Annotated in this window: 1 protein-coding gene; it reads left to right on the forward strand. The window is 60.6% G+C overall.

Annotated features, from left to right (window positions below; all coding sequences use genetic code 11):
• Positions 1-61 precede the first annotated feature (61 nt).
• The gene (locus AX703_RS02210) at positions 62-826 is read left to right on the forward strand and encodes an IS6-like element IS6100 family transposase (protein ID WP_001389365.1); all 765 of its coding nucleotides are present in this window, start codon (positions 62-64) and stop codon (positions 824-826) included.
• Positions 827-880: the final 54 nt, after the last annotated feature.

The raw sequence follows: 880 nt of genomic DNA on the forward strand, positions 1-880 counted from the left end.
GGCTCTGTTGCAAAAATCGTGAAGCTTGAGCATGCTTGGCGGAGATTGGACGGACGGAACGATGACGGATTTCAAGTGGCGCCATTTCCAGGGTGATGTGATCCTGTGGGCGGTGCGCTGGTATTGTCGCTATCCGATCAGCTATCGCGACCTTGAGGAAATGCTGGCGGAACGCGGCATTTCGGTCGACCATACGACGATCTATCGCTGGGTCCAGTGCTACGCCCCGGAGATGGAGAAGCGGCTGCGCTGGTTCTGGCGGCGTGGCTTTGATCCGAGCTGGCGCCTGGATGAAACCTACGTCAAGGTGCGGGGCAAGTGGACCTACCTGTACCGGGCAGTCGACAAGCGGGGCGACACGATCGATTTCTACCTGTCGCCGACCCGCAGCGCCAAGGCAGCGAAGCGGTTCCTGGGCAAGGCCCTGCGAGGCCTGAAGCACTGGGAAAAGCCTGCCACGCTCAATACCGACAAAGCGCCGAGCTATGGTGCAGCGATCACCGAATTGAAGCGCGAAGGAAAGCTGGACCGGGAGACGGCCCACCGGCAGGTGAAGTATCTCAATAACGTGATCGAGGCCGATCACGGAAAGCTCAAGATACTGATCAAGCCGGTGCGCGGTTTCAAATCGATCCCCACGGCCTATGCCACGATCAAGGGATTCGAAGTCATGCGAGCCCTGCGCAAAGGACAGGCTCGCCCCTGGTGCCTGCAGCCCGGCATCAGGGGCGAGGTGCGCCTTGTGGAGAGAGCTTTTGGCATTGGGCCCTCGGCGCTGACGGAGGCCATGGGCATGCTCAACCACCATTTCGCAGCAGCCGCCTGATCGGCGCAGAGCGACAGCCTACCTCTGACTGCCGCCAATCTTTGCAACAGAGCC

Source organism: Novosphingobium sp. CCH12-A3 (genome assembly GCF_001556015.1).
GTDB lineage: Bacteria > Pseudomonadota > Alphaproteobacteria > Sphingomonadales > Sphingomonadaceae > Novosphingobium > Novosphingobium subterraneum.